A 25,854-nucleotide genomic window follows, 5' to 3' on the forward strand; every position below is an offset into this window, starting at 1 on the left:
GCCACTATCCGGCGACCTGCAAAGCTGCGCAACAGGTGACTGATATTGCTCAGAATTTCTGTAAATCATTGGCCTTGATCGGCTGCCGATGTGTCAATAGATTGACAATCGAGGGGGGATGAATGCGCGCGCCGATCGGGCTCAAGATCAGTTCACGTCGCCGGGCCCTGGGGGTGTCACAGGCCGCGCTCGCCCGTCGGGCCGGGATTTCCGCGAGCTACCTCAACCTGATCGAGCGCAACAAGCGCCATGTCGGCGGCTCGCTGCTGATCCGCCTCGCCGAAGAGCTGGGGGTGGAACTCAGCGAACTCAGCGGCGATGCCGAGCATCGGCTGATTGCTGAACTCGACGAAGCTTTCGCCGATCCGGTGCTCGAGGGCATCGACATGCCGGCGTCGCGTGATCTGGTGGCGCAGCAGCCGGCCGCTGCGCGCGCTATCGCCCGCCTCCGCCGCGCCTATCTCGGCGCCACCGCCAATGCGGATAGCTATGCCGACCGGCTGCGGACCGATCCGCTGCTGGCGCAATTGCTGCACCGCATCCTTTCCGGCATCACCGCCGTCCGCTCCACCGCCGAAATTCTCGAGGATGTCACCGATCTCGAGGAGGGCGAGCGCAACCGGTTCGTTGCGACCATCACACGCGAGACGCGCGGGCTCACCGACGTGGCGCGCAGCTTGATCGGCCAGTTCGAGATCGATGCCCGGGGCCGGCGCACGCTGTCGCCGATCCGCGAACTCGACGACCTGATCTTCGAGCGCGACAATTACTTCCCTGGGCTCGAGGCCGTCGCCGCCGCGTTGCGGGCCGAGATAGAAGCCAGCGGCCCGTTCGGCGAAGCTGCACTTGCCGCCTGCCTTGCAGCCAAGTTCGGCGTCAGCATTGCCCGCAGCGCCGGTCGGGAGGTGGATGCTGCGGGTTTCCCCGGCCAGTATCACTTCAACTCCAACACCCGCACCATGTGGTTCCAGGCCAGCGCCGGCGCCGCCACCCGGCAGTTCCAGCTCACCCGGCTTTACGCCGAACTCAGCGCCGCCGACGCCATCGAACGTGAAGTCGACACCCCGCAACTGTCGACTGCCACGGCGCGGCGGCTCGGCTATCGGGCGCTCAGCTCTTACCTCGCAGGCGCCATGGTGTTTCCCTATGCGCAGTTTCTCGCCGATGCCGAGGCGCAGCGCTATGACATCGAGACGCTGCGCCAGCTCTATACCGCGAGCTTCGAGCAGGTGGCGCATCGCCTGGTTTCGTTGCGCAAACCGGGCGAGCCCGGACTGCCGTTCGGGTTCCTGCGCTCCGATGCGGCGGGGCGATTGACCAAGCATTTTCCCCTGCCCGGCCTGCCGCTGCCAAGCGCCGGGCACGCCTGCCCGCGCTGGGTGATCTACGGTGCGTTCCGTACGCCGCGGACGCTGGCCCGGCAGATCGCGCAGTTCGCCGACGGCTCGCGCTACCTGTTCATTGCCAGCGCGCAGCCGCGGCAGGGCGCCGGCTACGCCGACCACGCCATTCCGACCTCGGTGATGCTCGCCTGCGATGTGCTGCATGCCGATCGCACGGTTTACGGCGCCGGCCTTGATCTCGGCGATAGCAGCGCCGACGTACCGGTCGGGCCGAGCTGCCGGCTCTGCCCGCGGCGCGATTGCGCCGACCGGCAGGAAGAAGCCTTCACCACCGCCGGCGAGCCTGCCGCCATTCGGGCGCCGCTGGTGCCCCGGCGTTTCGACATTGGCGAGCCGGACTAGTTATGCCTAAGTAGGCCAAGCCTGATTGGGAGGTCGGGCAGGAGGGGGAGATTTGGCTGTCGATGTTCTCATCGCCGAGGATGAGCCGAGCATTCTGAGATCGCTCGACTTTATCCTCCGCCGCGCCGGCTGGTCGATCGAAGCGGTCACCGACGGCGACGCCGCGCTCAGCGCGGTGCGCCGCAGCATGCCCAAAGTGCTGGTGCTCGACGTGATGCTACCCAAGCGCTCGGGCTTCGATGTGCTGAAGCAGATCCGCGCCGATGACGCCTTGCGGCAGTTACCGGTGCTGATCCTCACCGCCAAGGGGCAGGCACAGGATCGCCGCACCGCCGAGGAGCTCGGCGCTGACCGGTTCGTCACCAAGCCCTATGCCAATGCCGAGGTGGTCGGGGCGGTGCGCGAACTGATGGGCCTCGCTCCGGCGGTGGAATAGACCGATGGAGCGCCGGAAGCTCGAAAGCGCGGCGCTGTTCCTCAGCCTCCTGGGTGTTTTGCTGATCCTGCCGCCACTCGCCGTGGTATTTCAGCTCGAGCGGCGCCTGTTCGGCGTGCCGTTCGAGGTGATCTACCTGTTCGTCTGCTGGCTGGGGCTGATCGCCGCTGCCTTCTGGCTCGGCCGCCGTCTGCCGCGCGAAACCGAGGCCGAACCGCCAGCCGAGGGCGAGGACTGATGCTGACGCCGGACGTGGTCATCGCCGTCGCTATCGGTTACGTCGGCCTCCTCTTCCTCATCGCCTATGTCAGCGACCGGCAGGCGCGTAACCACAAGGCGGCGTTCCTGCGCTCGCCCTTTATCTACACGCTCGCCATCTCGGTCTATTGCACCAGCTGGACCTTTTACGGCGCCGTCGGCTCGGCAGCGCGCAACGGGCTCGAATATCTCGCCATCTATCTCGGGCCGACGCTGGTGTTCATCGGCTGGTGGTTCGTGCTCCGCCGGCTGGTGCGGATCAGCCACAAGCAGCGCATTACCTCGATCGCTGACCTGTTATCGGCGCGGTTCGGCAAGTCGAGCCGGCTGGCGGTGCTGATCACCGTGATCGCGGTGATCGGCATCGCGCCCTATATCGCGCTGCAGCTCAAGGCCGTCACCTCGTCGCTGCAGGCCATTGCCGGGGTCGGCGAGTTTCCCGGCCGGACGCTGCGCGGCATTGACGAAGTCGGCCTGGCGCTGGCGGTGGCGGCCGGCATGGCGCTGTTCACGATCCTCTTCGGCACGCGCAACGTCGATGCCAAGGAGCAGCATCACGGCGTCGTCGCCGCCATCGCCTTCGAAGCGATCGTCAAGCTGGCGGCGCTGCTGGCGATCGGCATCTTCGTCATCTATGCGGGTGGCGGGCTCGAAGCGATCTTCTCGCGCGCCGAAGCGGCCGGGATCGACATCTACTCGACCGGCAATTTCGACGACCGCTGGGTGGCGATGAACGTGCTTTCGGCGGCGGCGATCCTCTGCCTGCCGCGGCAGTTCCAGATCACCGTGGTCGAGAACTCCAACGAAAATCACCTGCGCACTGCCGGCTGGGCCTTTCCGGCCTACCTGCTGCTGATGAGCCTGTTCACCCTGCCGATCGCGCTGTTCGGGCTGACCTCGATGCCGGCAGGCGCCAACCCGGACATGTTCGTCCTCACCCTGCCGCTGTCGGCCGGGCAGGAGGGCCTGGCGCTGTTCAGCTTTATCGGCGGCTTCTCCTCGGCCACCTCGATGATCATCGTCGAGTCGATTGCGCTGTCGATCATGGTTTCCAACCATATCGTCATGCCGATCGTGCTGCGGGTGACCCAGGGGCATGGCGTTGCCAGCGCGCGCGGCGTCAGCCGCCTGCTGCTCAATTCCCGGCGCTTCTCGATCGCGCTGATCCTGCTGCTCGGGTTTTTGTATTTCTACCTGACGCGCGATTCCGACGCGCTGGCGCCGATCGGCCTGATCTCGTTCTGCGGCGTGGCGCAGTTTCTCCCGGCCATCATCGCCGCCTTGTTCTGGCGCGAGGCCTCGCTGAAGGCCGCGACGTCAGCAGTGGCGGTGGGCTTCGTGGTCTGGGCCTGGTCGAGCTTCATGCCGTCGTTCCAGAGTTCGTCGCCGCTGGTGGCTCAGATCATGGCCGAAGGGCCATGGGGGCTCACCTGGCTGCGGCCCGAGGCGCTGTTCGGCATCGATGACATCGACCCGCTGGTCAACGTGGTGTTCTGGAGCCTCTTGCTCAACACCGCGACGCTGGTGGTCGTTTCGCTCTTCACCTCGCAATCGGCGCTGGAACGGGTGCAGGCGGCGCTGTTTGCCGATCTGTTCCGCCGCCCCGGCACCGGCGCGCCGGCGGTGATCCGCGGCTCGGCGACGGTCGAGGATCTCTATTTCGTCGCCGAGCGGGTGCTTGGTTCGCCGCGCGCCAAGGCGCTGTTCGAGGGGGTGGCTGGCGCGCCGCCACCGCAGTTCATCGACCGGCTGGAGCGCGAGCTCGCCGGCTCGATCGGCGCCGCTTCGGCGCATGTGATGCTCAGCAAGGTGGTGTCGGGCGACGCGGTATCGCTCGAGGAAGTGTTCGAGATGGCCGGTGAGACCCGGCAGGTGATCGAATATTCGCAGGAGCTGGAGCGCACCTCCGCCGAGCTCCGCTCGACGGCGCAGAAACTGGAGGAAGCCAACACGCAGTTGCGCGCCATCGACACCGAGAAGGACGAGTTCCTGAGCCAGGTCAGCCATGAGGTGCGCACCCCGATGACCTCGATCCGCTCGTTCTCGGAGATCCTGCTCGAGGAACAAAAGCTGACCGCCGACGAGCGGCAACGCTTCGTCAAGACCATCCATCAGGAGAGCCTCAGGCTCACCAAGCTGCTCGACGACATCCTGGGGATGAGCGCGCTAGATCACGGCGAGCATGGCTGGGACAACACACCGATCGAGGCCGAGCGCTCGATCGATCGCGCCATTGAAGTCTGCTCGGCGCTGGCGCGGCAGCGCCGCATGCAGCTGACCGTTGGCAGCCGCGCGCCGAGCGCGGTGATCTCGGGCGAACCCGACCGGCTCTGCCAGGTGCTGATCAACCTCGTGTCCAACGCCATCAAATACAATGATGCGGCCGAGCCGATGGTCGAAGTCCGCTCCCGCACCGGGCGTGGGCGCTACCTGATCGAAGTTGCCGATAACGGCCCCGGCATCCCCAAAGCCGAGCGCAAACTGATCTTCGAAAAGTTCGCGCGTGGGCAATCGGGCGGCGTCACCGCGCCCGCCGGGGCCGGCCTCGGCCTCGCCATTTCGCGCCAGCTGATCGAGCGGATGAACGGCAAGCTGGAACTGCTGCCAGGCACCGGCCAGGGCGCCTGCTTCCGCATCACCCTGCCCCTGCTGTAGAAGCAGGTTTGCCAGGCGGCGGGGGCGATTTGGGCTTGCGATTATTCGCCCGCTCGATGAGTATCCGCCCAATCGGAGGGCAAAGTTTCATGGCTCGTCAGGACACAGCAGTTACGCGTCTCGACGATGCGGCCAGGGCCGGATGGCTCTACTACGTCGCCGGCAACAATCAGGAGCAGATCGCCAAAAAGCTCGGCGTGTCGCGCCAGACGGCGCAGCGACTGGTGTCGCTGTCGGTGAGCGAGGGGCTGGTGCGGGTGCGGCTGGACCATCCGATCGGGCGCTGCATGGAATTGGCCGAGCAGCTGCAGAAGCGCTACGCGCTCGATTTCGCCGAGGTGGTGCCGACCGATCCCGAGGCGCCCGGGGCGATCCATGGCGTGGCGATCGCCGCCGCGGCGCTGATCGAGCGCTGGCTCAGGAGCGACAAGCCGACGGTGATGGCGATCGGCACCGGACGGACGCTGAAAGCCGCGATCGAGCAACTGACACCGATGGAGGCGCCGCAGCACAAGATCGTGTCGCTGACCGGCTCGATCGCCCCCGACGGCTCGGCCGCCTTCTACAACGTGATCTTCAACATCGCCGAGGCGGTGAAGGCGCGCAGCTTCCCCATGCCGCTGCCGGTCATCGCGTCGTCGGCGGCCGAGCGTGACATGCTGCTGAGCCAGCCGATGATCCGCGAAACCCATGCCCTTGCACAGCAGGCCAATGTCACCTTCGTTGGCATCGGCGACCTCGGACCCGAGGCGCCGCTGGTGGTGGATGGCTTCATTTCGGCAGCCGAACTGAAGCTCTTGCAGAAGGCCGGGGCGGTCGGTGAGATCGTCGGTTGGGCCTTCGACGCGCAGGGCAAATTCATCAGCGGCCTGACCAATGACCGCGTCGCCTCGGCGCCATTGCCGTCGCGGGAGAGCTCGATGGTGGTGGCAACGGCCGTCGGCGAGCGCAAGGTCCCAGGCATCCGGGCCGCCCTGACCCGTCGGCTGGTCAATGGCCTGATCACCGACGAGCAGACCGCTGAGGCGATTCTCGCGGCTGATTAGGTCGCTTTCTGCTGCACCAGCGGGGCTAGTTGGCCTCGGCCTTGGCCTACCCACCGGATGTCATCGCAGCGAAAGCTGGGACCCATCCATACGCTGGCACGGGCTGAGAGTTGGGTCTCAGCTTTCGCTGGGATGACATCGTGGGTGGGGTTGGCATCGGCGAAACGCCCCAACGGTTCTGCCGTTTCCCAACAGCGAAAAACGAACCTGAGCGGGATGCCGAACGCATCACCCTCCGGATTCCCGCGTTTTCCACCCGCTTGACATCATACTAAAGTTTGTGAGTAATTGCTCAACGGCGAGACAAATGCTCGCCTATGGGAGGACATTGATGAAACTGCTTCCGCTTTTCTCGAGCGCGCTGGTGCTTGCGCTCGGCTCGACGGCCTATGCCCAGACCACCCTCACCATCGCCACCGTGAACAATGGCGATATGGTTCGCATGCAGGGGCTGACCGACGATTTCACCGCCAAGAACCCGGATATCCAGCTGCAGTGGGTGACGCTCGAGGAGAATATCCTGCGCGAGCGCGTCACCACCGATATCGCTACCAAGGGCGGCCAGTTCGACGTGATGACCATCGGCACCTACGAAGTGCCGATCTGGGCCAAGAACAGCTGGCTGTTGCCGCTCGACAATCTCGGCGATGCCTATGATGTCGACGATCTGCTGCCGGCCATCCGGGGCGGGCTCAGCGCCGACGGCAAGCTCTACGCCGCGCCGTTCTATGGCGAGTCGAGCTTCATCATGTATCGCAAGGACCTGATGGAGAAGGCCGGGCTGACCATGCCGGATGCCCCGACCTGGGACTTCGTCGCCGACGCCGCCCGCAAAATGACCGACCGCGCCGCCGAGATTAACGGCATTTGCCTGCGCGGTAAGGCCGGCTGGGGCGAGAACATGGCGTTCCTCACCGCGATGTCGAATTCGTTCGGCGCACGCTGGTTCGACGAAGCCTGGAAGCCGCAGTTCGACCAGCCGGAATGGAAGAACACGCTGCAGTTCTATGTCGATCTGATGAAGGATGCCGGCCCGGTCGGCGCCTCCTCGAACGGCTTCAACGAAAACCTGACGCTGTTCCAGCAGGGCAAGTGCGGCATGTGGATCGACGCCACCGTCGCCGCCTCGTTCGTCACCAACGCCAAGGAATCGACGGTGGCCGACAAGGTCGGTTTCGCTCTCGCCCCCGACACCGGGCTCGGCAAGCGCGGTAACTGGCTCTGGGCCTGGTCGCTCGCCATCCCGGCCGGCTCGCAGAAGGCCGACGCGGCGCAGAAGTTCATCTCCTGGGCAACCAGCAAGGACTACCTCGCACTGGTCGCCGCCAAGGAAGGCTGGGCCAACGTTCCGCCGGGCACCCGCACCTCGCTCTATACCAACGCCGACTACCAGGCCGCGGCGCCCTTCGCCAAGATGACGCTCGACTCGATCAACGCGGCGGACCCGACCAATCCGGCGGTGAAGCCGGTGCCCTATACCGGCGTGCAGTTCGTCGCCATCCCCGAGTTCGCCGGCATGGCGACCACGGTCGGCCAGCTGTTCTCGGCCGCACTTGCCGGCTCTACCAGCGTCGATGACGCGCTGGCCCAGGCACAACAGAGCGTCGACCGCGAGATGAAGGCGGCCGGCTACTACTGAGGTCTCTCCTCCCGAGCGACTGCCCGGCGGCCACGCTGCCGGGCTTCTTCGGATCAGGGCTGCGGTCACCGCGGCTCCACCCACGCGCAGCGTCATACCGGCGAAGGCCGGTAACTATCCTGAAATACTTGCTCTCGCTGTGGACGCCGAGAGAATTCAGGACAGGCCCCGGCCGTCGCCGGGGTGACCTGGTGCGGGGAGTAGATTGCGCAAGACTGCCGGTGGGGACCGGCGCATTTTGGGGGAACGGCATCATGGCCACCAAGCAGTCACATCGCCTCGCCCGCTGGATGATGGCGCCTTCGGTCTTTGTGCTGCTGATCTGGATGATCGTGCCGCTGGCCCTGACCATCTGGTTCGCCTTCCAGCGCTACCGGCTCACCAACCCCAACATCAAGGGTTTCGCCGGTTTCGCGAACTTCGAGTTCTTCGTCACCGACCCGGCCTTCTGGCCGGCCATCATCAACACGCTGCTGATCGTGGTCGGCGTGCTGGTGATCACCGTGGGTCTCGGTATCCTCCTCGCCTTGCTGCTCGACCAGCCGATCTGGGGCCAGGGCATCGTCCGTATCCTGATGATCTCGCCCTTCTTCGTCATGCCGCCGGTGGCGGCGGTGGTCTGGAAGCACGAGCTGATGAACCCGACCTGGGGCGTATTCGCCGCGGTCTCACGGTTTTTCGGGCAGGAGCCGGTCAACTGGCTCGGCAATTACCCGCTGCTGTCGATCATCGCCATCGTCGCCTGGCAGTGGCTGCCGTTCGCGACACTGATCCTCCTGACGGCGATGCAATCGCTGAGCGAGGAACAGAAGGAGGCGGCCGAAATGGACGGCGCCAATGTGTTCCGGCGCTTCTGGTACATCATCCTGCCGCACCTGGCGCGGGCGATCACCGTGGTGATCCTGATCCAGACGATCTACCTGCTCGGCGTCTATGCCGAGATCCAGATCACCACCGGCGGCGGCCCGGGCTTTGCCAGCACCAACCTGCCGTTCCTGATCTACAACACGGGCGTGTTGGGCGGAAACATCGGCGCCGGCGCGGCGGGCGGATTGGTGGCCGTGGTGCTCGCCAACATCGTCGCGATCTTCCTGATGCGGGCGGTGGGGAGGAATTTGGATGCGTGAGGGATCCCGACCGACCATGGATGTGCCAGTCGTCTCCCTCCCCCTTTGCGGGGAGGGATCAAGGGTGGGGGGCGCCCCTCGCTCGGAGCCTGCTGCCACCCCCACCCCAGCTCCGCTAAGTCGCTACGCGACCAGCTTCGCTACCCTCCCCGCAAGGGGGAGGGAGACCAGCCGCAACCAACGAGTGGAGGCATAAATGGCCCGCGCCGTATCCACGCGCCGCAAGCTCACCATGACGGTTCTCGTCTGGCTGGTGGCGCTGATCGTCTTCTTTCCGATCCTCTACACCATCATCACCAGCCTCAAGACCGAGGGCGAAGCCGCGGCGGGGTTCTCGATGATCCCGTCCTTCACCTTCGAAAGTTATGCGGCGGTGCTCGACCAGCAGGATTACTTCCGGCCGTTCTTCAACTCGGTGGTGATCTCGATCGGTTCCACCATCGTGGCACTGCTGATCGCGGTGCCGGCGGCCTGGGCGATGGCGTTCACGCCGACCCCGAAAACCCGTGACGTGCTGATGTGGATGCTCTCGACCAAGATGATGCCGGCAGCAGGCGTCCTGGTGCCGATGTACCTGATTTTCCTCAATACCGGGCTGCTCGACACGCTGCTGGGCCTCACCATCATCCTGACGCTGGTGAACCTGCCGATCGTGGTGTGGATGCTCTACACCTACTTCAAGGAAATCCCGGTCGATATCCTCGAGGCGGCGCGCATGGATGGCGCGACGCTGGGCAAGGAACTGGTCTATGTGCTGCTGCCGATGGCGGTGCCGGGCATCGCGTCGACGCTGCTGCTCAACGTCATCCTCGCCTGGAACGAGGCGTTCTGGACCCTTCGTCTCTCTACCGACGATGCGGCGCCGCTGACCGCCTTCATTGCATCCTTCTCTTCGCCGCAAGGCCAATTCCTCGCCAAGCTTTCCGCCGCGTCGGTGCTGGCGATCCTGCCGATTTTGCTGCTGGGCTGGTTCAGCCAGAAGCAGCTGGTGCGCGGTCTCACCTTCGGCGCCGTGAAATAGGGGATTTCAGATGGGCTCCATCACACTCGAACACGTCAACAAGACCTTCGGTGGCCATCCGGTCATCCCCGATGTTTCGCTCGAAATCGAGGACGGCGAGTTCGTCGTCTTCGTCGGGCCCTCGGGGTGCGGCAAGTCGACTCTCCTCCGACTGATCGCCGGCCTCGAGGACACGACCTCCGGCGCGATCAAGCTCGACGGCGTCGACGTCACCGACAAGGGTCCGGCGCATCGCGGCCTTGCCATGGTGTTCCAGTCCTACGCGCTCTACCCGCACATGACGGTGCGCCAGAACATCGCCTTTCCGCTGAAGATGGCCAATATCGACAAGGCGATCGCCGAGCAGAAGGTGGCGGATGCGGCGCGGGTGCTGAACCTCACCGACTACCTTGATCGAAAGCCCCGGGCCTTGTCCGGCGGGCAGCGTCAGCGCGTTGCTATCGGCCGCGCCATTGTGCGCCAGCCCAAGGCGTTCCTGTTCGACGAGCCGCTGTCGAACCTCGATGCGGCGCTGCGCGTCAACATGCGCATCGAGATCACCGAACTGCACCAGCAGCTGAAGACCACCATGGTCTATGTGACGCATGACCAGGTCGAGGCCATGACCATGGCCAACCGTATCGTGGTGCTGAACGCCGGGCGGGTCGAGCAGTTCGGCACGCCGCTCGAACTCTACAAAACGCCGGCCAACCGGTTCGTCGCCGGCTTCATCGGCTCACCCAAGATGAATTTCCTCGAAGGCGCCGCGGCCGGCAAGTACCAGGCCGAGGCGATCGGGGTGCGGCCCGAGCATGTGCGCATCTCGCGCGATGCGGGGGAGTGGCAGGGCAAGGTCGGCGTCGCCGAGCACCTCGGCTCCGACACGTTCCTCCATGTGCATGTCGACGGCGTGGGCCTCCAGACGGTGCGCACCGGCGGCGAGAACGACTATCATCCCGGCGAACAGGTATGGCTCTCGCCCGAGCCGGGCCGTATCTATCGCTTCGACCGCGCCGGCCAAGCGCTCCGTTGACCACCCAGGAATAGACCCATGCCGCTAGAACTCTCCGCCGAAGACCTGCCGGAGATCGCTGCCGTCGCCAGCGTGCCCCGCTACCAGCGCGGCTCGCTGACGCCGGGCATCGTGCATTTCGGCGTCGGCAATTTTCATCGCGCCCACCAGGCGGTGTATCTCGACAGCCTGTTCAACCTGGGGCTCGACCACGACTGGGCCCTGGTCGGCGCGGGCGTGCGGGCCAACGACGCCGAGATGCGAGAAAAGCTCCTGGGGCAGGATTACCTCACCACCGTGGTGGAGCAGGAAGCGGGCGGAACGAGTGCCCGGGTCACCGGCGCAATGATCGACTTCCTGCCGGTCGGAGACCTCGCCGCGATCAGCGAAACGCTGGCCGACCCCAAAGTCCGGATCGTCTCGCTCACCGTTACCGAGGGCGGCTACTATATCGATCCGGCCTCGCAGCGGTTCGACGCCAACCACCCCGATATCGTCGCCGACAGCGTCAACCCGGAGGCACCGAAGACGGTGTTCGGGCTGATCCTCCTCGGCCTGCAGCTGCGTCGGGAGCGCGGCATCCAGCCGTTTACGGTGATGAGCTGCGACAATATCCCGGGTAATGGCCACGTCACTGAGAATGCCGTGGCAGGGCTCGCCGAGCTGATCAGCCCGGAGCTCGCCAGTTGGGTGCGCGCGGCGGTGGCCTTCCCCAACGGCATGGTCGATCGGATCACCCCGGCAACGGGACAGCGCGAGCGCGATGCGCTCGAGGCCGATTTCGGCATTGTCGATGCCTGGCCGGTGTTCTGCGAAGAGTTCAAGCAGTGGGTGCTGGAAGATCGCTTCCCGGCCGGCCGCCCGGCGCTCGAGCAGGTCGGGGTGCAGTTCGTCGCTGATGTGGCGCCCTACGAGCACATGAAGATCCGCATTCTCAATGGCGGGCACGCCACCATCGCCTACCCGGCCGGATTGCTCGACATCCATTTCGTGCATGAGGCAATGGAGCATCCGCTGGTTCGGGCCTTCCTCGAAAAGGTCGAGCGCGAGGAGATCGTACCGGTGGTGCCGCCAGTGCCCGACACCGACCTTGGAGACTATTACAAGCTGATCGAGCGGCGATTTTCCAACCCCAAGATCGGCGACACCATCCAGCGGCTCTGCCTTGATGGCTCGAACCGGCAGCCCAAATTCATCCTGCCATCGGCGGCGGATCGGTTGGCGGCGGGACAGTCGGTGACCGGGCTGGCGCTGGTCTCGGCGCTCTGGGCCCGCTACTGCTACGGCGAAAGCGACAGCGGCAAGCCGATCCCACCGAACGACCCGAACTGGGAGCGGCTGACGGCGCTGGCCACCGAGGCCAAAATCGATCCGGTGGCATGGCTGTCGATGGGCGACATTTTTGGGCCGCTCGCCACCAACCCGACTTATGTCGCGGCCTTCACCACGGCGCTGTCAAGCCTCTGGTCCCGCGGCACCAAAGCGACGCTCGAAGCTTATCTCGGCGGGACCCTTTAGCCCCAAGCAGACCAAACTTGCCGAAGCGGATGTCGCCCGGCTACCGATAGGCCGGGAGGGCAGCATGGCGCCGATCAAGCTCGTCATTTTCGACTGCGATGGCGTGCTGGTGGACAGCGAGCCGCTGGCGATGCGGGTGCTGCTCGAGCTGATCGCCGAGCAGGGCATCGCCATCGAACGCGAAGTGGCGTTCCACTCCTATCTGGGGCGCAGCCTCGCCTCGATCTCCGAAAGCCTGAACCAGAGCCATGGGGCACACCTCAGCGACGCCGCGCTCAGCGGCATGCGCGACCGGCTCTATGCGCTGTACCGACGCGAGCTGAAGCCGACCGGCTGGATCGGCGAGGTGCTGGCAGGGCTCGAGCTGCCGTTCTGCGTCGCCTCATCGAGCCAGCCGGAGCGGATCCGGCTGAGCCTCGAGCTCACCGTCCTCCTGCCCCGCTTCGAGGGCCACATCTACTCGGCCAGCATGGTCAGGAACGGCAAGCCGGCGCCCGACCTGTTCCTCCACGCAGCGCGTGAGATGGGCGTCGCGCCGGAACACTGCCTCGTCATCGAAGACTCGCCGGCCGGTATCCTCGCGGCGCAGGCGGCCGGCATGCGGGTCTTCGCCTATGTCGGCGGCAGCCATATCGAACCAAGCGGCCTCCGGCCCGAGATCGAGGCGCTGGCCCCCGATGCGATCATCGAGGACATGCGGTCGCTGCCCGGGCTCCTGGAACTCCACGCAGCGCGCGAAACAGGCGAGGCGGCGATGCTGGTTGCCGTGGATGTGGGGACGGCGAGCGCGCGGGCCGGCCTCGTCACGCCGTCGGGGCGCCTGGTCAGTCGGGCGGAACATCCGTTGGAGCTGAACCGGGTCGGTTCGGACATCGCCGAATACGATTCCGAGCAGATCTGGGATGCGGTCGCCGAGGCGGTGCGCACGGCGATGCGACTGGCGGGCGTCGCGGCGCACGAGGCGGTGGGGATCAGTTTCGATGCGACCTGCTCGCTGGTGGTGCGCGATAGTAGCCGCGCTCCCCTGCCGGTCAGCCCGGGCGGCGCCGCGCGCTGGGACACCATTGCCTGGTTCGATCATCGGGCGCAGGCGGAAGCCGAGGCATGCACGGCGAGCGGTCACCGGGTGCTCGATTTCATCGGCGGCACGATGTCGCCGGAGATGGAAGTGCCCAAGCTGATGTGGCTGAAGCGCCATGCGCCTCAGAGCTGGGCCCGGGCCGGCCAGATGTTCGACCTCGTCGATTTCCTGACCTGGAAGGCCTCGGGCTCGAACGCGCGCTCGGAGTGCACACTCACCTGCAAATGGACCTATCTCACGCATGAAAGCCCGAGTTGGCAGCGGGATTTTCTGGCTGCCATGGGTCTCGCTGACCTGTTCGAGCGCGCCGCGCTGCCCGAGACGGCGAGCCGGATCGGCCAGTCGTTGGGGCCGATGACGGCCATTGCTGCGGCGAAGCTTGGCCTCACCAGCCGCTGTGTGGTCGGCGTCGGCCTGGTCGATGCCCATGCCGGCGCGCTCGGGGCGTTGGCGAGTTATGCCAAGGATCCTGCCAACCTCCACCGGCACATGGCGCTGATCGCCGGCACGTCGAGCTGCGTCATGGCGCTGTCCGACCAGCCGATGCCGACGGCCGGCGTCTGGGGGCCCTATCACAACGCGGTGCTTCCTGGCGCCTGGCTCAACGAAGCCGGCCAATCGGCGACCGGCGCCCTGCTCGACCACGTACTGCGGACGCATGCGGCGGGGGGCGACCCGACCCCCGAGCTGCATCACCGGGTGATCGCGCGGGTGACCGAGTTGCGGGCCAGCGAGGGCCCCGACCTGGCGCCGCAGCTCAATGTGCTGCCGGATTTTCACGGCAATCGCTCGCCGCTGGCCGACCCGCGCGCCCTGGGGGTGATTTCCGGCCTGTCGCTCGACAGCGACTTCGACAGCCTTTGCCGCCTCTACTGGCGCACCGCGGTAGCGATCGCCGTGCAGGTCCGGCACATCCTCGATACCCTCACCGTGCGCGGCTACGGCATCGAGACGCTTCACGTCACCGGCGGACACAGCCACAACCCATTGCTGATGGAACTCTACGCCGACGCGGCGCGCTGCACCGTGGTGGTTTCGACGGCGGAGGATCCAACCCTGCTCGGTGTCGCCATTGTGGCGGCCACCGCAGCGGGCCTACATGCCGATCTGCCCGCCGCCGCTGCAGCAATGGCGCAGCCCAGCACGGAACTCTCGCCCCACCCGGAAGCGCGCACTGGTCTTGAGCGCGACTATCGCATCCAGCTCGCTATGCAGCGCCATCGCGCCGAGCTGATAGCGTTGGGCGTAGCCGGCCCCTAGGACGAGCTGGTCGGCGACGCTGCCGCCGGCGCTGGCTCGGTCTCCGGCTTCGCCGGTTCGGGGTCCGGGTGGATGCGGAACCAGGCGGCGTAGAGCGCCGGCAGGAAGATCAGGGTCAGCAGCGTACCCACCAGGATGCCGCCGATCATGGCGTAGGCCATCGGCTCCCAGAACACTTCGGTGGCGATGGGGAGGAGGCCGAGGCTGGCGGCCAGGGCCGTGAGCATGATTGGGCGCACCCGGTGCTCGGTCGCATCGATAATGGCGCGCCAGGCCGAAACGCCCTCCTTCCGCAAGTGTTCGATCTGGACGATCAGAATCACCGAGTTGCGAATCAGGATGCCGACCAGCGCCAGGACGCCGAGAATGGCGACAAAGCCCATCGGCTTGCCGAACGGCAGGAGCGCGGCGACCACGCCAATCAGCGCCAGCGGCGCCACCGCGGCGACGAGGAACATGCGCGAGAAGCTCTGCAATTGCAGCATCAGCACCGTCGCCATGACGAACAGCATCAACGGCACCACGGCGATGATCGGCGCGACCGACTGGGCGCTGTTTTCGACCGTGCCGCCCACGGCGAGGTGATAGCCGGCCGGCAGGCCGGCGGTGAAGCTATCAATGGCCGCCTGCAGGTGCTGCGCCACCGTCGCCGGCTGGCGCGCCCCCTCGACGGCGGCGCTCACCGTGATGGTCGGCACGCGGTCGCGGCGGATGACCACCGGCTGCTCCTGGGCGTAGCGGAAGGTGGCGACCGTGGCGAGCGGGATGGAGCGGCCATCGCCGGTCGCCAGTTGCAGGTTGCGCACCGTTTCGATCGAGCTGCGCTCAGCGTCTTCGGCGCGCCCCACCAGGTTGACCAGGTAGATGCTGTCGCGGATCTGGGTGATCGGCTGGCCGGAGGTGACGCCGTTGAGCGCGGTGGCGATATCATTGTTGGTGATGCCGAGCTGACGGGCTTTGTCCTCGAGCACATCGACCTCGATGACCCGGGCCGCCTCCATCCAGTCGTAGCGCACCGCCCCGAGTTCCGGACTCTGCGCCATCACCGCGGCGAGTGCCTGCGCCTGGGCGCGGAGCGTCTCGATGTCGGGGCCGCTGACGCGATACTGGATCGGCCGGCCGACCGGGGGCCCAAGCGACAGCGTCTTGATGACGGTGTCGGTGCCGAGGAAGGTGCGGGCCAGATAGGCTTCGAGCTCTGCCTTGACGGCGTCGCGCTCGGCCAGCCCCTTGGTGACGATCACCGTCTGGCCGATCGAGGGCATGGCGGCGGGAATATCGAGAGCCAGGACGAAGCGCGGCGCGCCCTCACCGACATAGCTCGACCAATGATCGATCTTGTCGTTGCTGGCCAGTGCCTCCGTCTCGAAGCGGGCGATCTGCGCCGAGGTTTCGGCGATCGAGCTGTTGTGCGGCAGGTTCCACTCGACGATCAGCTCGGGCCGGTCCGAGGAGGGGAAGAACTGCTGCTGCACCAGCGTCAGGCCGCCCAGCGCCAGGACGAAAATGGCGAGGGTGATGCCGATGGTCACCCAGCGCCACCGCATCCCCAACTCGATGAAGCCGATGAAAGCCGTCATCAACCGGCTGCGCCCATGCGCCTTGTGCTTCATCTGCCTGGGCAGCACGGTGACGCCGATCAACGGCGTGAACAGCACGGCGACCACCCAGGAAACCAGCAGCGCAACCGCCAGCACGACGAACAGGGTGAAGGTGAACTCGCCGGCTTGGCTGGGGTTGAGGCCGATGGGAATGAAGCCGGCCACGGTGACCAGCGTGCCGGTCAGCATCGGGAAAGCGGTCGAAGTGTAGACGGCGGTCGCGGCCTTGCGCAGCGTGTCGCCGGCCTCGAGCCGCGACACCATCATCTCGACCGCGATCATCGCATCATCGACCAAGAGGCCAAGTGCGATGATCAGCGCGCCCAGCGACACGCGCTGCAGCGAGATGCCGAAATAGCCCATGGCGAGAAAGGTGATGGCGAGCACCAGCGGGATCGAGAAGGCCACCACCAGCCCGGCGCGAAGCCCGAGGCTCAGGAAACTCACCACCAGCACGATGGCGACAGCTTCGAACAGCGCCCGGGTGAAGCCATCGACGGCTTCCTCGACCACCTTGGGCTGATCGGAGACGAGGAGCACATCGACGCCGATCGGCAACTCGGCGGTGATCTTGTGGATCTCCTCATCCAGCGCCTCGCCGAACTGGAGCAGGTTGCCGCCGGCGCGCATGCCGATCGCCAACCCGATGGCCGGCGTGCCGTTGTAGCGGAACAGCGCGCTGGGCGGATCAGCATAGCCGAGGCTGACGGTGGCGACATCGACCAGGCGGAAGAAGCGCTCACCCACCCTGAGGTTGATCTGCCGGACGCTTTCCTCGGAGGTGAACTGGCCGCCGACCCGCACCGCGACCCGCTCCGGGCCGGCCTGAATGACGCCTGACGCCGCAACGGCGTTCTGGTCCTGCAGCGTGGCGATGACCTGCTGCGCGCTGATGCCGAGCGCCGCCAGCCGGCGGGTCGAGAACTCGAGGTTCACCACCTCGTCCTGGGCGCCGATCAGGTCCACACTGCCGGCTGCCGGCAGGGTCAGCACCTTGGAGCGCGCATCCTCGACATAGTCACGCAGCTGGCGCTGGGTGATGCCGTCGCCGGTGAAGGCATAGATGTTGCCGAACACGTCACCGAAGCGATCGTTGTAGAACGGCCCCTGCACCCCCTGCGGGAAGGTGCGGGCGATGTCACCGATCATGGCGCGGATCTGCAGCCAGACCGAGCGCACGCTCGCCGCGGGCGTCTCGTTGCGCAGCGAGACGAAGACAGTGGTCTTGCCCGCGGTGGTCACCGAGCGGGTATAGTCCAGCGTTTCGAGGTCCTGCAGCTCGCGCTCGATGCGTTCGGTGACCTGCACGGCCACATCTTCGGCCTTGGCGCCCGGCCATTGCGCGGCAATGACCATGGTGCGGATGGTGAAGGCCGGGTCCTCTTCGCGCCCCAGGTGGAGGTAGGAGAAGACGCCAGCCACCAGCGCCACCAGCATGAAGTACCAGATCAGCGAGCGGTGCTCGAGCGCCCAGTCGGAGAGGTTGAACGGCTTCACTGCAGCTCTCCCGCTTCGGCCACGGGCTGTCCCTCGACCAGGCTGTTGACCCCGGCGATGGCGATGCGCTCGCCGGCGGCGAGACCGGAGCGGATATCGACCTGCCCGTCAGCTACGGCGCCCAGCTCGACGGGGCGGGCATTGACGATGTTGGCAGCCGGATCGACCACCCACACCGAGGTTGCTTCGGCGTTGTGCCTGATTGCCGTCTCGGGGACGCGGATCACCGTATCGGTGGACGCCACGGCGAGGCTGGCGGTGGCGGTGGTGCCGAGCCAGAACTGCGCCGGTGCGTCATCGACGCCGATCTTCAGCCGCCAGCTGCGGGTGACCGGATCGGCTTCCGGAGCGATTTCGCGCAACGTGCCGTCAACGACGGTCGCGGGGCTGAGCTGCGGCGAGACGCGGAACACCGCCCCGACCTCAAGGTTCTGCACAAAGCTCTCAGGCACGTCGATGACGACATCGCGACTGTCGGTGCGGGCGATGGTCAGGACGGTTTGGCCTGCCGCCACCACGGCACCCGGCTCGGCCCCGACGGCGGTGACGACGCCGTCGAAAGGCGCGGCGAGGCTGGCATAGGAGCGTTGCTCGGTCGCCTGGGTGAGGCGTGAGCGGGCCTGCACCACGCCGGCCAGCGCCGCCGCGCTCTGCTGCTCGGCCTGCTCGAGGTTGGCGACGGTGGTGACATCACTCTCCGTCAGAGCCCGCAGCCGCCCCTCGGCTCCGGCCGCATTAGCATATTGCGCTTCGGCGGCCTGCAGGTTGGCGCGTGCGGTTTCCACCGCCAGGTCGAGCGTCGTGGCGTCGAGGTCGGCGAGCGCGGCGCCGGCGCGCACCTGATCGCCCACCCCGGCGGACCGGTTGATCAGCGTGCCACCGACCCGGAAGGCTTGGGTGACCGAAATGCGCGGCGAGACGACGCCGACGAAGCTCGCCTCGGCGGTGGCCGCCGGCTCGACCAGCATCGACAGCACCGGGCGGGGCGCCGGCTGCGGCGCTTCGGTTGCCGGCTGGCAGGCCGCGAGCAGCACCAGCACGGGGAGCGCGGCAGTGAGCCGGATGGCGCTCATGGTGCGCTCCCCTCGATGGTGGTGACATGTTGGCCCGGCGTGAGCAGCTGGCCGCCCTCGGTCACCACCAATTGGCCATCGCTGAGCCCGGCGGCGATGACGACGCTGCCGGTGGCATATTCGGCCACTTCGACCGGCACAACGGCGACGCTGCCATCAGCCTCGACGACCCAGACCGCCGCCTTGCCATCGCTCGACCACAGGGCGCTCCAGGGCAGGATGACGCGCTTATGCGGCAGCGAACCGGTGGTGCCGATCACCGGCGCGCCCAGCACCATCTCAGCGGGTGCGTCGATCGCCACCTTGACCTCGATGGTGCCGGTCTGAGGGTCGAGGGCCGGGGCGATCTCAGTGACCCGACCAGTAGTCTTCACCTCAGGGTTCGAGACCAGCGCGATGTCCACCAACTGGTCCGGCGAACGATCGATAAGCGCCGACTCGGCCAGGTTGAACACTGCATTGCGGGGGCCGTCCTCGGCGAGGATCAGCACGGGAGACCCGGCCGGCGCCACCTCGCCAACCTCGAACAGCCGGCGGGTGATCTGGCCGTCAGCGCTGGCCCGCAATTCGGTATAGCCCAGCGCCTCCTCGGCCGTCTGCAGCTGCGCCGCAGCGCTGGCGGCAGCGCTGTTGGCGGTATCGTAGGCGGTCTGCGCGCCATCGAGACTGCTGCGGGTCGTCAGCCCCTGCTGCCACAGCGAGGTCTGGCGATCGAGCGTCGACTTGGCCTGGGTGAGCTGCGACTGGCTGGCGGTCAGCGCGGCCCGCGCCGCATCGACATCGGCCTGCTGCTCCTCGGGCGCCAGTTGCGCCAGCAGGTCTCCCGCCTTGACCCTGGCGCCGACCTCGACGGCGATGCCCGTCAGTTGCCCGCCGACGCGGAAAGCCAGCGGCGTCGCGGCTCTGGCCTCAATCGCGCCGGTCAGCAGCAACTGATCCATGTGGTCGACGGATGCGACGGTCGCGACCCGGACCAGCGGCGCCGGGCGTTCGACCTCGGCAGCAGGCTGGCAGGCGCTCAGGAGCACTAGGGCCGGAATGCCCAATGTCCACTTCGCAACCGCCGCTGCGCGCATAGTCCGCCCTCAAGCCGGTGCCAGCATGCTAGTCGCAGCCATTGTCCTCGCGCAAGGGCGGCCTGTTCGGCAAATGAGATCGGCCAAGGTTTACGAACTTGACGAACTTATCCAACTTCCCCATATGCTCTGTCACCGTGGAGGTTGAAATGGCTGCACCTAAATCGAAATCCCCCTCTGGTGGCCGTTGGCGAGCGCGGACCTCGAAGGGTCAGATAACAGCATCCTTCATGGCCGCTCCCGACTACCCGGTCCAGAAAGGCGTGGCGGGCTTCAGCCTGTCGGTTCCCGACGGCGCGTTCAATGCGACCGCCAGCAAGCAGATGAAGGTCGTTCTCCAAGGCTACCTGGACGCTATCGCCAAGAGCAAAGCGGACGGTCGCCGGGTTCGCCTGATTGTTGACGTCGACCCGGCAGGAGAGACGGTCTTGACGCCGGTCGCAAGCGTCGAGGCGACGGACGAAACCGACCCCGATCTCGACGAAGCGCTGATAGCAGCACGGGAACGCGGTCGAGTCCGAGCCGCAGAGATTCTGAACGGTAAGGATATGCTGAGCGCCGACGAATTCGGCAAACTGCTTGGCACCACCCGTGTAACGGTGAACAGCAAGCGCCAGGCCGGTCAAATCGTTGGACTAGATGGGGCAACGCGTGGTTTCCGCTATCCGATCTGGCAGATCGGCCCGGAAGGTAAGCCATACGCCGAGCTGGCACTGTTGCACGAGCGTCTGGGTGGCGCTTGGGCAGTGTTTCGCTTCCTGGTTCAGCCTCAGGCAGAGCTCGACGGAATGACCGGACGTCAGGCGCTGGAAAGCGGCAAAGGCAAAGATGCCGTCGAAGCTGCGGAAAGCGTTGGGAGAGACTTCCGCTAAATGGCGATCGTCCGACCGCCCAGTGACTTCTCGAGTGCTGAGCTCGAGATCCATGAGGTGCCGGCCGGAAAGCGCTTCGGCCGCATCTATCTCGACCGCTATCCGGACCCACTCGGATACGGCAAGACAAGAAGCAGGTTCAGCGACCCGCGCAGGCGCCTCGCGGAGAACAGGTTTGGCGTCCTCTACCTTGGCGAGACCTTAAAGGTTTGTTTCCTCGAGGCGGTACTGCGCGATCAGCGAGATGGAATGATCGATGATCTGCCGATGGAGGAATCCGAACTCCACACTCGCCGGTACGCTGCGATCGAGATTGCCGCGAGGCTGAGGATGGTGGACCTGCGTGACGACAGGGCAATCGTGATGGGAGTGCCTACGGATGTCGCTAAGGCAGCCAACCAGACACTGGCCCGAGCATGGTCCGTCGCATTCCACGATCATCCGGCGAGACCCGACGGGATCATCTACCCATCGCGCCTCAACGGGCATACCAACCTCGCTGTGTATGACAGGTCGATCGGCAAACTGAAGTTCATCAAGACCGTTCCGCTTATGTCGGCGCCCGGCCTGGGTGCCACGATTAACGACCTCAAAGTCAGCATAGTCTGATCGCGTCATCGACCATGCCTCGGCGCGCCGGAGGGACGCACCAAACGTCCGCACGTAGTGAACGAAGTCGGAAGAGGAGATGTCGATAAGCGCGCGCATGCGTTCGCTGGCAATCTCGAGTTGCGCTCGGCAAGTCCGGCAGGTGAACGCAGACCGAGAAAAGCGAGAACGGCGCCCGCTCGCCGTCGGTCTCAGCCGAGCTCCAGGGTCGTGATGCCGAAGATCTCGTCGAGTGCGAGCGCTGGCGCTACGCCGAGATACATGCGGGCGGTTTCGAAGGCCGGGGTGAGGCCGAGGCGACGGGCCATCGCGGCGGCGGCGTGATTGGGCTCGGGGATGTCGATGAAGATCATGTCGGTGGCTGCGGGGGTCACCAGCGTCGCCAGCAAGGTCTCGGCGATCGCCGGGGTATCGGCGAAGAGCGGGCCGATCTTCCAGCCGTCGACGCAGCGGCGGATGGTGCCGAAGCCGCGCAGCGCGCCGTCTTCGAAATAGCCCTCGGTCTGGCGCGACGGCGACGGGGCGAGCCAGGCTTTGAGGAAGGGCTGGCGGTCGCCGGCGACGTGCTTGCTGTCATAGGTGAGGACGGCGTCCATGTCGGTGACCTCGATCGGCCGGACGAAGGAGCGGGTCGTGACCAGGCCGCGAAGCGAGCCGCCCCAGCGCACGGTCTTGTGGGTAAAAGCAAAGCCGGATTTGCGGTAGTTGTCCTGCTGCGCCACGACGCCATCGAGCCCGATGGTGCGGCCGGCAGCGCTGGCGATGCCGGCGTCCCAGATGGCCTTGCCGTAGCCTTTGCCGCGGTGCGCCGGGTGGACGATGTAGAGGCCGAGGAAGGCGAAATCCGATCCGTATTTGACGACCGAAATGCAGCCGATGCGAACGGTGCCCAGCCAGCCCATCAGGAAGCCGCCGGGATCCTGCGCGTAGAAGGCGCCGGCATCGTCGAGCCCCGGGTTCCAGCCTTCGTCGCGGGCCCAGCCGAGCGCCACGTCGAGGTCGCTCAAGGTCATCGGTCGGATGGTCAGGTTCATGCCGTCAGCGTAGGCGCAAACAGGCCCGATTGCGAAGTGCCCGAGCTCAGCGCCACCAACCTTTCGGCGGGTTTGACGGCGACACCATCGATCAGCAACAGCCGCATCTAGGCGCGCGCCCGCTTGCGCCTGATGAGCAGGATGATGCCCAGCGTCACGAGGATCACGGCGAAAGAGAACAGCGTCGTCACCGTTCCCAGGGCGTAAAGCACCGGCGTCGTGACATTGGTGGTCATGCCGTAGATCTCGAGCGGCAGCGTGTTGAACGTGCCGGCGGTCATCAGTGTGCGGGCGAACTCGTCGTAGGACAGGCTGAAGCCGAACAGGCCGACGCCGATCAGGCTGGGGGCGATCATCGGCAGCAGCACGTGGCGGAAGGTCTGCCACGGCGAGGCGCCAAGATCGCGCGCCGCCTCCTCGTAGGACGGCGAGAAGCGATTGAAGACGGCGAACATAATCAGCACGCCGAAGGGCAGCGTCCAGGTCAGGTGCGCGCCGAAGCCCGAGGTCCACCAGGCGGGGCGGAAGCCGATCTGCTGGAACAGCACGCCGATGCCGAGGCTGACGATGATCGAGGGAACGACGAGGCTGGCGATGGTCAGGTAAAAGAGCGGCGTGCCGCCGAGAAACCTGCGGCGAAAGGCGAGCCCCGCGAGCAGCGCGACGAGGACGGTCGAGACCATGACCATCAGCCCGAGTAGCAGCGAACGGCTGAAGCTGGCGCCGAAATCACCGACCGCCTGCTTTTCGAACAGATTGCCGAACCAGTGCACCGAAACGCCGTTGAGCGGGAAGGTGAGGCCGCCGTTGGGCCCCTGGAACGAGAGGATGAAGATCGCCGACATCGGTCCGTAAAGGAACAGCACAAAGAGCGCGAAGAAGGCGGCGAGGACATAAAAGCTGAACGGGCGTTTCTCGCGCTGCTGCATCTCAGAGCTCCTTGCGGATGTCGACGATACGCAGGATGCCCCCGACGAGCAGCAACACCAGGACGAGCAGCACGACGGCGTTGGCCGCGGCGGCGGGATATTGCAGCAGGGACATCTGGTTCTTCATCATCAGCGCCACTGAGGCGCTTTGTCCGCCGCTCATCACCTGCACGGTGGAGAAATCCGCCATCACCAGGGTCACCACGAAGATGGTGCCGATCGCCATGCCGGGCTTGGCCAGCGGCAGGATGACGTTCCACATGATCTGCCAGGCACTGGCCCCGGCGTCGCGCGCCGCCTCGATCAGCGAGCGGTCGATGCGCATCAGCGTGTTAAAGATCGGGGTGACCATGAAGAGCGTGAACAGGTGCACCATGGCCAGCACCACGGCGAAATCGGAATAGAGCAGCCATTCGATCGGCTGCGAGATGACCCCCATCTCGACCAGCGTCGAATTGACGAGGCCATTGCGGCCCAGCACCGGAATCCACGAGATCATGCGGATGATGTTGGAGGTGAGGAACGGCACGGTGCAGACGAGGAACAGCACCATCTGCATGGTCGCCGACCTGACGTGGAAGGCGAGGAAATAGGCAACCCAGAAGCCGATGAAGAGCGTCAACGCCCAGACGATGGCCGCGAATTTCAGCGTGTTGAGATAGGTCTTCCAGGTGACCCAGGAGCCGAGTGTCTCGACATAGTTGGTGAAGACGAAGCCCGGATACATCCGGGCAAAATCGTAGTCCCAGAAACTGACGAAGACGAGCAGCAGGATCGGCAGCAGCAGGAAGAACCCGAGGATCAGCCACAGCGGGATCGACTGGAGGTACGAGGCGAGCCGGCCGAAGGAGAGCGGCGTCTTGCGCGGCTTCGGCTTGCTGGTCGGCACGGCGATGGATTGATCGGCGACGGCCATTTTGGCTCCCGGCTATCAGTCAGGTCACCCTCCCCCTTGCGGGGAGGGATGGGGTGGAGGGAGCAGCACGCTCCGAGCGTGAGGCACCCCCTACCCTAGCTTCGCTGCGGACCTGGCGGTCCCAGCTGCACTACCCTCCCCGCGAGGGGGAGGGTGGCGGTCGGTGGCTCATCAGGCCGCGATGAACTCGTTCCAGCGCGTGACCATGTAGCGGTCCTCGTCCATCACCGAGTTCCAGCAAGCGACGTGGCCCATGCGCTCGAGGAAGGAACCGCCGTCGCGCACGGCGCCGGCCTTTTCCATCACCGCGCCATCGGGCGACAGGATGTCGCCGACTGCCGCCTTGCCCTCGATCCAGAAGCCCCACTCGTCTTCCGACATGTATTCCTTGGCGGTGTCCATGGCCGCCGAGTAGTAGCCCTGGCGATTGAGGTAACCACCGACCCAGCCCGAGGTATACCAGTTGATGTACTCGTAGGCCGCGTCGAGCTGGGCGCCCGAGAGATGTGCGGCAAGGCCGAGGCCGCCGCCCCAAGAACGATAGCCTTCCTTGAGCGGCTGGTACTTGCAGGCGATGCCCTTGGAGCGCACGGCGGCGACGGCCGGCGACCACATGGACTGGATCACCACTTCGCCCGACGCCATCAGGTTGACGCTTTCGTCGAAGCTCTTCCAGAAGGCGCGGAACTGGCCATCCTGCTTGGCCTTGATCAGGAAATCGATGGTCGCGTCGATCTCCGCCTTGGTCATGTTGCCCTTGTCGGCATATTTGATGTTGCCCATCGCTTCCATGATCATGGCCGCGTCCATGATGCCGATCGAGGGGATGTTGAGGATCGAGGTCTTGCCCTTGAAGGCGGGGTCCATGATGTCGGCCCAGGTGGTGATCTCGCGGCCGACGAGGTCAGGGCGGATGCCCAGCGTGTCGGCGTTGTAGATGGTCGGGACCATGGTGAAAAAGCCGGTCTCCGCCTTGGCGAATTCCTTGGAATCCGGTGCATCGACATAGCCGACGGTGTGCGGCGCGGTGCCCTGGGCGATGACACTGTCGGGCGTCAGCTTGCCGGTTTTGAACAGCGGCACGATCTTGTCGTAGTATTTGAGCTTGGTCACATCCATCGGCTGGATCACGCCGGTCGGGTAGACCTTCTTGAGGATCCAGTATTCGATATCGGCGATGTCGTAGCTGTCGGGCTGGGTGACGGCGCGCTGCGCGGCCGCATCGGAATCGGTCGCGGTCATTTCGAGCGTGATGCCCAGGTCCGCTTTGCACTTTTCGGCGATGGCGTTGAGGTTCGACACACCGGTGCCGAACTGGCGCAGGGTGATCGGGTTCTGCGCCCAGACCGTCGGGAAACCACCCAGGGCGCCGGCGCCCGCGGCAGCGCCGGCCAGCGCGGCCGCTCCCTTGAGCAAGCTGCGTCGCGAAATCATGGCCGCCTTGGCCGTCTTGCTGGATTCAGTCATAGC

At 65.8% G+C, this 25,854-nt stretch carries 20 protein-coding genes and 1 pseudogene; 14 read left to right on the top strand and 7 right to left on the bottom strand.

Annotation, left to right across the window (positions count from 1 at the left end):
- Positions 1 to 122: 122 nt before the first annotated feature.
- From ACSQ23_RS01615 to ACSQ23_RS01670, 12 genes and pseudogenes are all read left to right on the top strand, one after another.
- Positions 123 to 1,745, top strand: a complete 1,623-nt coding sequence (locus ACSQ23_RS01615; RefSeq protein WP_436089496.1) for a helix-turn-helix domain-containing protein — start codon at positions 123 to 125, stop codon at positions 1,743 to 1,745.
- 52 nt (positions 1,746 to 1,797) lie between these two features.
- Positions 1,798 to 2,181 carry a response regulator transcription factor gene (locus ACSQ23_RS01620; protein ID WP_055885841.1) on the top strand — a complete coding sequence of 128 codons (384 nt, stop codon included), beginning with the start codon at positions 1,798 to 1,800 and terminating at the stop codon, positions 2,179 to 2,181.
- Between the two features lie 4 nt (positions 2,182 to 2,185).
- Complete coding sequence (locus ACSQ23_RS01625; protein WP_436089497.1) at positions 2,186 to 2,419, top strand: hypothetical protein; 234 nt, start codon at positions 2,186 to 2,188, stop codon at positions 2,417 to 2,419.
- The gene (locus ACSQ23_RS01630) at positions 2,419 to 5,094 is read left to right on the top strand and encodes an ATP-binding protein (protein WP_436089498.1); all 2,676 of its coding nucleotides are present in this window, start codon (positions 2,419 to 2,421) and stop codon (positions 5,092 to 5,094) included. Before ACSQ23_RS01625 ends, ACSQ23_RS01630 begins: the two co-directional genes overlap by 1 nt.
- Positions 5,095 to 5,183: 89 nt before the next feature.
- On the top strand, positions 5,184 to 6,140 hold the full coding sequence (locus ACSQ23_RS01635) for a sugar-binding transcriptional regulator (protein WP_055885852.1): 957 nt from the start codon (positions 5,184 to 5,186) through the stop codon (positions 6,138 to 6,140).
- A gap of 331 nt (positions 6,141 to 6,471) precedes the next feature.
- A complete protein-coding gene (locus tag ACSQ23_RS01640; RefSeq protein WP_055885855.1) occupies positions 6,472 to 7,779 on the top strand; it encodes an ABC transporter substrate-binding protein in 1,308 nt (435 codons plus the stop codon).
- A 254-nt stretch (positions 7,780 to 8,033) separates the two neighbouring features.
- Positions 8,034 to 8,906: a carbohydrate ABC transporter permease gene (locus tag ACSQ23_RS01645; protein WP_055885859.1), complete on the top strand. Its 873-nt coding sequence runs from the start codon at positions 8,034 to 8,036 to the stop codon at positions 8,904 to 8,906.
- 196 nt (positions 8,907 to 9,102) lie between these two features.
- Entirely contained in the window at positions 9,103 to 9,927 is an 825-nt protein-coding gene (locus tag ACSQ23_RS01650) for a carbohydrate ABC transporter permease (RefSeq protein WP_055885863.1), read from the top strand.
- Between the two features lie 10 nt (positions 9,928 to 9,937).
- Positions 9,938 to 10,939 carry an ABC transporter ATP-binding protein gene (locus ACSQ23_RS01655; RefSeq protein WP_436089499.1) on the top strand — a complete coding sequence of 334 codons (1,002 nt, stop codon included), beginning with the start codon at positions 9,938 to 9,940 and terminating at the stop codon, positions 10,937 to 10,939.
- Between the two features lie 18 nt (positions 10,940 to 10,957).
- Positions 10,958 to 12,436: a mannitol dehydrogenase family protein gene (locus tag ACSQ23_RS01660; RefSeq protein ID WP_436089500.1), complete on the top strand. Its 1,479-nt coding sequence runs from the start codon at positions 10,958 to 10,960 to the stop codon at positions 12,434 to 12,436.
- A 64-nt stretch (positions 12,437 to 12,500) separates the two neighbouring features.
- Positions 12,501 to 13,124, top strand: a pseudogene (locus ACSQ23_RS01665) (HAD family hydrolase); the annotation flags it as partial.
- A gap of 66 nt (positions 13,125 to 13,190) precedes the next feature.
- Positions 13,191 to 14,777, top strand: coding sequence for an FGGY-family carbohydrate kinase (locus tag ACSQ23_RS01670; protein ID WP_436090556.1), 1,587 nt, complete (start codon positions 13,191 to 13,193; stop codon positions 14,775 to 14,777).
- Here ACSQ23_RS01670 and ACSQ23_RS01675 read toward each other — a convergent pair.
- Genes ACSQ23_RS01675 through ACSQ23_RS01685 form a run of 3 tightly spaced genes read right to left on the bottom strand, consistent with a single transcriptional unit; the run spans position 14,774 to position 20,024 of the window.
- The gene (locus ACSQ23_RS01675) at positions 14,774 to 17,875 is read right to left on the bottom strand and encodes an efflux RND transporter permease subunit (RefSeq protein WP_436089501.1); all 3,102 of its coding nucleotides are present in this window, start codon (positions 17,873 to 17,875) and stop codon (positions 14,774 to 14,776) included. The two genes, ACSQ23_RS01670 and ACSQ23_RS01675, sit on opposite strands and share 4 nt — an antisense overlap.
- Positions 17,872 to 18,948 carry an efflux RND transporter periplasmic adaptor subunit gene (locus ACSQ23_RS01680; RefSeq protein WP_436089502.1) on the bottom strand — a complete coding sequence of 359 codons (1,077 nt, stop codon included), beginning with the start codon at positions 18,946 to 18,948 and terminating at the stop codon, positions 17,872 to 17,874. The genes ACSQ23_RS01675 and ACSQ23_RS01680 overlap by 4 nt, the downstream gene beginning before the upstream one ends.
- Positions 18,945 to 20,024, bottom strand: coding sequence for an efflux RND transporter periplasmic adaptor subunit (locus ACSQ23_RS01685; protein WP_436089503.1), 1,080 nt, complete (start codon positions 20,022 to 20,024; stop codon positions 18,945 to 18,947). The genes ACSQ23_RS01680 and ACSQ23_RS01685 overlap by 4 nt, the downstream gene beginning before the upstream one ends.
- Before the next feature lie 149 nt (positions 20,025 to 20,173).
- On the opposite strand from ACSQ23_RS01685, the gene ACSQ23_RS01690 reads away from it, so the two are divergent.
- Entirely contained in the window at positions 20,174 to 20,896 is a 723-nt protein-coding gene (locus tag ACSQ23_RS01690; RefSeq protein ID WP_436089504.1) for an XRE family transcriptional regulator, read from the top strand.
- Positions 20,897 to 21,505 (top strand): RES family NAD+ phosphorylase, encoded by a 609-nt coding sequence (locus tag ACSQ23_RS01695; RefSeq protein WP_436089505.1) that lies wholly within the window; start codon positions 20,897 to 20,899, stop codon positions 21,503 to 21,505. It begins immediately after the preceding gene.
- Positions 21,506 to 21,696: 191 nt separating this feature from the next.
- Here the strand turns inward: ACSQ23_RS01695 and ACSQ23_RS01700 are convergent, their stop codons facing one another.
- The 4 genes from ACSQ23_RS01700 to ACSQ23_RS01715 all read right to left on the bottom strand — a co-directional run bounded on the left by ACSQ23_RS01700 (position 21,697) and on the right by ACSQ23_RS01715 (position 25,851).
- The gene (locus ACSQ23_RS01700) at positions 21,697 to 22,539 is read right to left on the bottom strand and encodes a GNAT family N-acetyltransferase (protein ID WP_436089506.1); all 843 of its coding nucleotides are present in this window, start codon (positions 22,537 to 22,539) and stop codon (positions 21,697 to 21,699) included.
- Between the two features lie 107 nt (positions 22,540 to 22,646).
- Positions 22,647 to 23,468: an ABC transporter permease gene (locus ACSQ23_RS01705; protein ID WP_436089507.1), complete on the bottom strand. Its 822-nt coding sequence runs from the start codon at positions 23,466 to 23,468 to the stop codon at positions 22,647 to 22,649.
- 1 nt (position 23,469) lies between these two features.
- Positions 23,470 to 24,384 carry an ABC transporter permease gene (locus tag ACSQ23_RS01710; RefSeq protein WP_436089508.1) on the bottom strand — a complete coding sequence of 305 codons (915 nt, stop codon included), beginning with the start codon at positions 24,382 to 24,384 and terminating at the stop codon, positions 23,470 to 23,472.
- 171 nt (positions 24,385 to 24,555) lie between these two features.
- Complete coding sequence (locus ACSQ23_RS01715) at positions 24,556 to 25,851, bottom strand: ABC transporter substrate-binding protein (protein WP_436089509.1); 1,296 nt, start codon at positions 25,849 to 25,851, stop codon at positions 24,556 to 24,558.
- Between the last annotated feature and the right edge of the window lie 3 nt (positions 25,852 to 25,854).

It is taken from the genome of Devosia sp. LjRoot16, assembly GCF_964252795.1.
Classification (GTDB): Bacteria; Pseudomonadota; Alphaproteobacteria; order Rhizobiales; family Devosiaceae; genus Devosia_A.